Consider the following 7,301-nt stretch of genomic DNA (forward strand, 5'->3'; position numbering starts at 1 on the left):
GGCGCGCCGGGGCCGGGCGGCATCCGTTCACTTCGCGGTGTTGGACCAGCCCTTGGACAGCTCCACCGCCTGGCGCCAGCGCCGCATGCGGGCCTCGCGCACCGAGTCCGGCCAGGCCGGTTCGAAGGTGCGCTCGGCCTGCCACTTGGAGGCGAACTCGTCCTGTCCCGACCAGAAGCCGACCGCCAGGCCGGCAAGGCCGGCCGCGCCCAGCGCGGTCGATTCGGGCACCCGCGGGCGCACCACCGGCACGCCCAGCAGGTCGGCCTGCATCTGCATCAGCAGGTCGTTGCGGGCGGCGCCGCCGTCCACCCGCAGCTCGGTCAGCGCGATGCCGCTGTCGCCGTTCATGCAGGTCAGCAGTTCGGCGCTCTGCAGCGCGATGGATTCGAGCGTGGCGCGGGCGATGTGGGCGCGGGTCGTGCCGCGCGTCAGGCCGACCAACGTGCCGCGGGCGTAGGGGTCCCAGTGCGGCGCGCCCAGGCCGGCGAAGGCCGGCACCATGAAGACGTCGTCGGTGTCGGCCACGCTGGCGGCCAGCGATTCGATTTCCTCGGAACGCTGGATGATGCCCAGGCCGTCGCGCAGCCATTGCACCGCGGCGCCGGCGACGAACACGCCGCCTTCCAGCATGTAGGCCGGACGCCAGCCTGGCTGGCCCTGCGCCGGCAAGCCCCAGCCGACGGTCGACAGCAGGTGGTTGTGCGACTGCACCGGCTTGTCGCCCACGTTCATCAGCATGAAGCAGCCGGTGCCGTAGGTGTTCTTGGCCATGCCCGGCTTGAAGCAGGCCTGGCCGAAGGTGGCGGCCTGCTGGTCGCCGGCCACGCCGGCGATGGGAATGGAGCCGCCCAGCCATTCGGGCAGGGCTTCGCCCACCACCGCGCTGCTGGGCGCGATGGATGGCAGCACGCTGCGCGGGATGTTCAGCAGCGCCAGGATCTCGTCGTTCCAGTCCTGCGTATGCAGGTCGAACAGCATGGTGCGCGAGGCGTTGCTGGGGTCGGTGCTGTGCACCGCGCCGCCGGTCAACTGCCAGATCAGCCAGGTGTCGACGGTGCCGAAGGCCAGTTCGCCGCGCTCGGCCTTCTGGCGCGCGCCGGGCACGTGATCCAGCAGCCAGGCCAGCTTGGTGCCCGAGAAATAGGCGTCCAGCACCAGCCCGGTGCGCGATTGCAGGAAGTCGGCATGGCCGTCCTGGCGCAACTGGTCGCACATGGGCGCGGTGCGGCGGTCCTGCCAGACGATGGCGCGGGCCAGCGGGCGGCCGCTGGCGCGCTCCCAGATCAGGGTGGTTTCGCGCTGGTTGGTGATGCCGATGGCGGCTACGTCGGCGGCGCTGGCGGCGGCGTTGCGCAAGGCCTCGCGCGCCACGTCCAGCTGGCTGTGCCAGATTTCGCCGGGGTCGTGCTCGACCCAGCCCGGCCGCGGGTAGTGCTGGCGGAATTCACGTTGGCCGATGCCGCGCACCACGCCGTCGCGATCGAACACGATGGCGCGGGAGCTGGTCGTGCCCTGGTCCAGGGCCAGGATAAATTCATTCGTCGTCACTGTTCTTGGCGCCGTTCAGGTGTGCCCCGGCCAGCGGGTCGAGGCGTCTAAAGGAGAAGACCGAAGCCGCGCACATCAGGCCGATGACGATGAAGCCGGCGATCACGTCGCCGACCGCCAGCGTTTCGGCCCCGCGCAGGGTCATGCTGATGTTCAGGGTCACCGCGGCCACGCCCACGCCCAGGCTGATGCCCAGTTGCTGCGCCATGGCGGCGAAGCTGCTGGCGCGGCTCATCCTGGCCGGGGGTATGTCGGCATAGGTTAGCGTATTTACGCCGGTGAACTGCAGCGAGCGGAAGAAGCCGCCGATCAGCAGGATGGCGATCATCAGCCAGACCGGGGTGGACGGCGTGAACGTGGCGCAGACCACGATGAAGGCGCCGGTCAGCACCGCGTTCACCGTCAGCACGCGGCGAAAGCCGAAATGCCTGACGATGGGCGTGGCGACGAATTTCATCAGCAGCGCGCCGGCGGCGCTGGCGAAGGTGATCAGGCCGGCCGAGAACGGCGACAGGCCGAAGCCCACCTGCAGCAGCATGGCCAGCAGGAAGGGCGTGGCGCCGACCGCGAAGCGGCACAGGTTGCCGCCCAGCGTCGAGATGGCGAAGGTCGGGATGCGCATCAGCGCCAGGTCGATGATGGGATGCTCGGTGCGGCGCGCGTGCCAGCCATAGAGCAGGCCGCAGGCGATGCCGACCGCGATCAGGCCCAGCAGCAGCGGCAGCGGCATCACGTCGCGGCCGATGGCCTCGAAGCCGCTGACCAGGGTCGCCAGGCACACGGCGCTGAGCAGGAAGCCGAGCCAGTCCAGGCGCGGCGCCGATTCTTCCTTGATCTCGGCCACGTAGCGCAGCACCAGCGCGATGCCGAGCACGCCGATGGGGATGTTGATCAGGAAGATCCAGTGCCACGACATGTAGGTGACCATGAAACCGCCCAGCGGCGGCCCGATCACCGGCCCCAGCAGCGCCGGGATCGACAGGAACGACATGGCTTTGAGCAGGTCCTGCTTGGGCACGGTGCGCAGCAGGATGATGCGGCCCACCGGCACCATCATGGCCCCGGCCATGCCCTGCACCACGCGGGAGATGACCAGTTGCGGCAGGTCCTGCGACAGGGCGCAGGCCACGGAACTGAGTGTGAACAGGCCGATGGCGGCGATGAAGACGCGGCGCGCGCCGTAGCGGTCGGCGGCCCAGCCGCTGACGGGCACGAACACGGCCACCGACAGCAGGTAGGAGGTGATGGCCACGTTCAGCCGCACCGGGGTTGATCCCAGGGCCCGGGCCATGGCCGGCAGGGCGGTCGCCACCACGGTCGCGTCCAGCATCTGCATGAACAGCGCGCAGCCGACGATGAAGGGAATCATGCGCGCCGCGCGTGCCGCGTCCGGGGTCGAGGGAGGAGCGGGATTGGCTGCGGCTGCTGATTCTGCGGACATGGCGGAGGAGGGCGGAGGGACCTGGAAGATTGTAACGCCGGGTCTCGGCCCCGGGTGCAGTAAACTGGCGGCATCCGAAACCCACTGAAATTGGTGCCATGGCGACCAACTACGAATCCGAGATCACCAAGTTCCTGAAAGACTACAAGCAGTCGCATCCTGGCACCGAAGAGCGCCAGCGTGAAGGCCGCGCCCGTCTCTGGGACAAGCCGCAGGACGCGGAACTGCTGGAAGGCTTCCGCGCGGCCCGCGTGCCGCAAAAGCCGTACGTGTATCAGGCCGACTGATACCGTTGCGGCAGCCATGGCCCACAACCCCTCCGTCCCGGGCGACGCCCTGGCCGCGCTAGTGGAACCGCCCGTCGACAGCACGCCCGATACCGTTGACAGCGTCGCCTTCGCGCGCCTGTACGGCGAGCCGCTGTTCCAGATGCCGACGGACCTGTACATCCCGCCGGACGCGCTCGAGGTGTTCCTGGAGGCCTTCGAGGGGCCGCTGGACCTGCTGCTGTACCTGATCCGCAAGCAGAACTTCAACGTGCTGGACATCCCCATGGCGGATGTCACCCGGCAGTACCTGTCGTACGTGGAGCAGATCCGCATCCACAACCTGGAACTGGCCGCCGAATACCTGCTGATGGCGGCCATGCTGATCGAGATCAAGTCGCGCATGCTGCTGCCGGTCAAGAAGACCGACACCGGCGAAGAGCCCGAGGATCCGCGCGCCGAACTGGTGCGCCGCCTGCTCGAGTACGAACAGATGAAGCTGGCCGCGCAGAAGCTCGACGCCATGCCGCAGCTGGGCCGCGACTTCGTCAGCAGCCACGCGGTCGCCGACCTGAGCGTCGAGCGCATGCTGCCCGACGTCAGCGTGGACGACCTGCGCGCCGCGTGGGCCGACATCATGAAGCGGGCAAAGCTCAACCAGCACCATCACATCACCCGCGAACAGCTGTCGGTGCGCGATCACATGACGCATATCCTGCGGCGCCTGAACGACGTGCGCTTCATGGAGTTCGGCGACCTGTTCATGGAACGGGTGCGCGAAGGCGCGCCGGCCGCGGTGGTGGTGGTGCACTTCATCGCCATGCTGGAACTGGCGCGCGAGTCGCTGCTGGAAATCACCCAGGCCGAGCCCTACGCGCCCATCTACGTGCGCCTGGCCTACACCAGCGTCGCGGCGGTCGCGGCCTGATCCGATTCCCCCCGGGCTGTGCGCCCAACCCCGGAGATTCCCCTTGAAAGTCGTCCACACCATCCAGGAACTGCGCGATCACCTGCGCGGCCAGAACCGCGTCTCGTTCGTGCCCACCATGGGCAACCTGCACGAAGGCCACCTGGCGCTGATGAAGCTGGCGCGCCAGCACGGCGATCCGGTGGTCGCCAGCATCTTCGTGAACCGCCTGCAGTTCGGGCCGAACGAGGATTTCGACCAATACCCGCGCACCCTGGCCGCCGACATCGAGAAGCTCGAGCGCGAGCGCGACGTCTACGTGCTGTTCGCGCCCAACGAACGCGAGATGTACCCCGAGCCGCAGAATTACCGCGTGCAGCCGCCGGACGACCTGGGAGACATCCTCGAAGGCGAGTTCCGCCCCGGCTTCTTCGCCGGCGTCAGCACCGTGGTGCTCAAGCTGTTCTCCTGTGTCCAGCCCAAGGTGGCGGTGTTCGGCAAGAAGGACTACCAGCAGCTGATGGTGGTGCGCAACATGTGCCGCCAGTTCCAGCTGCCGGTGGAAGTGCTGGCGCACGAGACCGTGCGTGCCGACGACGGCCTGGCGCTGTCCTCGCGCAACCGCTACCTGAGCGACGCCGAGCGCGCCGAGGCCCCGGCTCTCTATGCCGCGCTGCGGAACGTGGGCCAGCGCCTGGCGGCCGGCGAGCGCGACGCCATCGCGCTGGAGCGCGATGCCGCCCGGCACCTGGCCGATCGCGGCTGGAAGGTGGATTACATCGCCCTGCGCCGCCAGCGCGACCTCAAGCGCCCGGAAGCCGCCGACCTGCAGGCCGGCGAGCCGGTGGTGGTGCTGGCCGCCGCCAAGCTGGGCGCGACGCGCCTGATCGACAACCTGGAGCTGTCCTACACGGCCTGAGGCCGCGCCGTGTCGCTGGCCCGGCTGCGCCCGGCCCCCTGGCAAAATTGCCAGCTTACGCCGCCCGCCTCGGCACGGCAGACTCTCTGCAAGTCTTCATTGCAGAACATAGAGTCCCATGCCCGTCCCCCATCCCGATCTCCCTGTCATCCTGGCCACCCTGACGCCGCGTGAGCGCGAGATCGTCGCCTACGTCGCGGCGGGGGAGCCCAACAAGGTCATCGCGATCGACCTGGCCATTTCATTGCGCACCGTCGAAGCGCATCGCGCCCGCATCTTCGCCAAGCTGGGGGTGCGCAACGCCATGCAGCTGGCGTGCCGCCTGTGCGCCTACGCGCGGCAGGGCCTGTCCCCGGTGGCGGGCTGCGGCGCGCCGGGCGAGGGGCAGGCGCCGGCCGGGCCGGCGGCGTCGGCGGAGCCGGCGCGAACCGGCGCGGGCTACGCGGTGGCGGCCACGCCGATCGATGTGATCATCTCCGATTGCTCGGCGAATCTCATAAACAAAGGGTTTTGGAGTAAGTAGGCGCTTACATTCGACTGGAGCATGCGCGCGGCGTTCCTGCCAACCGAAAAGCACAGGGCCCGGGGGACGGCGTGTCCGGCGGGCCCTGTGGTGGCAGGTCTTCGATTCAGGCCGGGCGGATCCGCCCGGCCGGGTTCAGGGGCACTGGGGCGCCTTGGCCTTGGCCAGCTCGTCGATGGGATCGAGGTCCGGCTGGCGGGTCAGGTTGTAGTTCAGGTTCGGCGTCTGGCCGGCGACGGAGCGCACGCGCAGCACGTTATTGGCGGCGACGACGAATTCGACCCGCACGTTGCCCTGGCCGTCGAGCAGGATGACGCGGGGCGGGCGTTCGTCGGTGGCGTCCCAGCAACCTTGCTCGACCACCGGCGCGGCCTTCTTGGGGTCGTTTTCCAGGTAGGCCGTGCGACCGCGCCAGCGGCCATTGGGTGCCAGCGTCAGCGTGACGCGCTGCGCCGTGCACTGCATGGCGGGGGAGAAACACGGCAGGGTGCCCATGTAGGTCTGCGGTTGCGGCACCAGGCTGTTGGCCGCGGCGCTCTGGGCAGAGGCCGGCGCCACGGGGGCCGGCGCCGCGCCGGAGGAACCCGAGCCGCTGTCGGCGCCTTCCGGCACGGCCTGGCCGTCTTCGGTGGTGGCGGCGCCCTGGGCCGCGGCGGCCGCCTGGCTCGGCGTCTTTTTCTGGTCGGGCTTGAGCGCGATCTGCACCTGCGACGGCGCCCGCAGCACCGTGCGGTAGCCGGCGCCGGACCCCTGGTACTGGGCGTCCGTGACCGTGCTTTCGACGGGAGGATCGTAATAGCCTTCGGTGCGCTGCTGGGCACACCCCGCGGCCCCCAGCGCCGTGCCCGCTAGCAGCAGCCCCATGATGCTGAGTTTGCGGGGGCGGGTAAGGATTTCGACGCGCGCGGCCATGGCAGCTGATCCGTAAGTTGAGTCTGTCTCCGATTTTACGCACTTATGCGAAGATTCGATACGATCCCCCCTCACCCAGAAAGGCGTTGCCGGCACTTTATGCACAAATTACGACACGGCCCCGGGCCTCATGCCCGCCGCCCCGGCGTCGAGGCCGGACAACGGCCGCCGAGGGACCGCCGATGACGACCTTGTGGCACGTCTTTCCCGTGCCGCTGGCGCCGTTCGTCGCGCTGGCCGCGCTGGCCGGCCTGTTCGCGGGTGGCTGGCTGACGCGCCTGACCCATCGTCTGCCGCGCATGATGGAGCACGAGTGGCAGGCGCAATGCCAGGAGGCGGCCGGCAAGCCGCGGTCCGCCGCCGCTTACGGCCTGCTGGCGCCGGCGGCCCACTGCCCCGCCTGCCAGGCGCCGGTCACCGGTTGGCGGCGCCTGCCGCTGCTGGGCTGGCTGGCGCTGCGGGGCCGTTGCGCCGCCTGCCACGCGCCGATCGGCTGGCGCTATCCGGCCATCGAGTCGATGACCTGCATCCTGTTCGCCGCCTGCGCCTGGCGCTTCGGCGCCACGCCGATCGCGCTGTGCGCCATGGGCTTGTCGGCGGCGCTGGTGGCGCTGGCCTGGATAGACCTGGAGACGACCCTGCTGCCCGACGCGATCACCCTGCCGCTGGCCTGGGCCGGGCTGCTGGTGAATCTGTTCGACGCGTTCACGCCGTTGTCGATGGCGGTGGTGGGCGCGGTGGCTGGCTACGTGTTCCTGTGGGTTATCTTTCATGCATTCCGC

General features: G+C 69.4%; 8 protein-coding genes. 5 read left to right on the forward strand and 3 right to left on the reverse strand.

Annotation, left to right across the window (positions count from 1 at the left end; all coding sequences use genetic code 11):
- Window positions 1-27 precede the first annotated feature (27 nt).
- Entirely contained in the window at window positions 28-1,551 is a 1,524-nt protein-coding gene (gene glpK, locus DK459_RS08905; RefSeq protein WP_020925336.1) for a glycerol kinase GlpK, read from the reverse strand.
- Window positions 1,538-2,992 (reverse strand): DHA2 family efflux MFS transporter permease subunit, encoded by a 1,455-nt coding sequence (locus tag DK459_RS08910; protein WP_006386933.1) that lies wholly within the window; start codon window positions 2,990-2,992, stop codon window positions 1,538-1,540. The genes glpK and DK459_RS08910 overlap by 14 nt, the downstream gene beginning before the upstream one ends.
- 98 nt (window positions 2,993-3,090) lie before the next feature.
- On the opposite strand from DK459_RS08910, the gene DK459_RS08915 reads away from it, so the two are divergent.
- From DK459_RS08915 to DK459_RS08930, 4 genes are all read left to right on the forward strand, one after another.
- Complete coding sequence (locus DK459_RS08915) at window positions 3,091-3,279, forward strand: DUF3460 family protein (protein WP_006386935.1); 189 nt, start codon at window positions 3,091-3,093, stop codon at window positions 3,277-3,279.
- Window positions 3,280-3,295: 16 nt separating this feature from the next.
- Window positions 3,296-4,186: a ScpA family protein gene (locus tag DK459_RS08920; protein ID WP_024067627.1), complete on the forward strand. Its 891-nt coding sequence runs from the start codon at window positions 3,296-3,298 to the stop codon at window positions 4,184-4,186.
- Window positions 4,187-4,229: 43 nt separating this feature from the next.
- On the forward strand, window positions 4,230-5,084 hold the full coding sequence (gene panC, locus DK459_RS08925) for a pantoate--beta-alanine ligase (RefSeq protein WP_006386937.1): 855 nt from the start codon (window positions 4,230-4,232) through the stop codon (window positions 5,082-5,084).
- 118 nt (window positions 5,085-5,202) lie between these two features.
- A complete protein-coding gene (locus DK459_RS08930) occupies window positions 5,203-5,607 on the forward strand; it encodes a response regulator transcription factor (RefSeq protein ID WP_054443778.1) in 405 nt (134 codons plus the stop codon).
- Window positions 5,608-5,742: 135 nt separating this feature from the next.
- Here the strand turns inward: DK459_RS08930 and DK459_RS08935 are convergent, their stop codons facing one another.
- On the reverse strand, window positions 5,743-6,519 hold the full coding sequence (locus DK459_RS08935) for a copper resistance protein NlpE N-terminal domain-containing protein (RefSeq protein WP_024067629.1): 777 nt from the start codon (window positions 6,517-6,519) through the stop codon (window positions 5,743-5,745).
- Between the two features lie 182 nt (window positions 6,520-6,701).
- Here DK459_RS08935 and DK459_RS08940 point away from each other — a divergent pair.
- Window positions 6,702-7,301: A24 family peptidase (locus DK459_RS08940; protein ID WP_110134676.1), on the forward strand; the 600-nt coding region annotated here is incomplete at its 3' end.

The organism is Achromobacter sp. RW408 (genome assembly GCF_003184165.1).
Classification (GTDB): Bacteria; Pseudomonadota; Gammaproteobacteria; order Burkholderiales; family Burkholderiaceae_B; genus Achromobacter; species Achromobacter xylosoxidans.

Bases quoted from the DNA above. Each gene is read 5' to 3' on its own strand.
- DK459_RS08910 (WP_006386933.1), bottom strand. From the start codon at position 2,992: ATGTCCGCAGAATCAGCAGCCGCAGCCAATCCCGCTCCTCCCTCGACC.
- DK459_RS08915 (WP_006386935.1), top strand. From the start codon at position 3,091: ATGGCGACCAACTACGAATCCGAGATCACCAAGTTCCTGAAAGACTAC.
- DK459_RS08920 (WP_024067627.1), top strand. From the start codon at position 3,296: ATGGCCCACAACCCCTCCGTCCCGGGCGACGCCCTGGCCGCGCTAGTG.
- DK459_RS08930 (WP_054443778.1), top strand. From the start codon at position 5,203: ATGCCCGTCCCCCATCCCGATCTCCCTGTCATCCTGGCCACCCTGACG.
- DK459_RS08935 (WP_024067629.1), bottom strand. From the start codon at position 6,519: ATGGCCGCGCGCGTCGAAATCCTTACCCGCCCCCGCAAACTCAGCATC.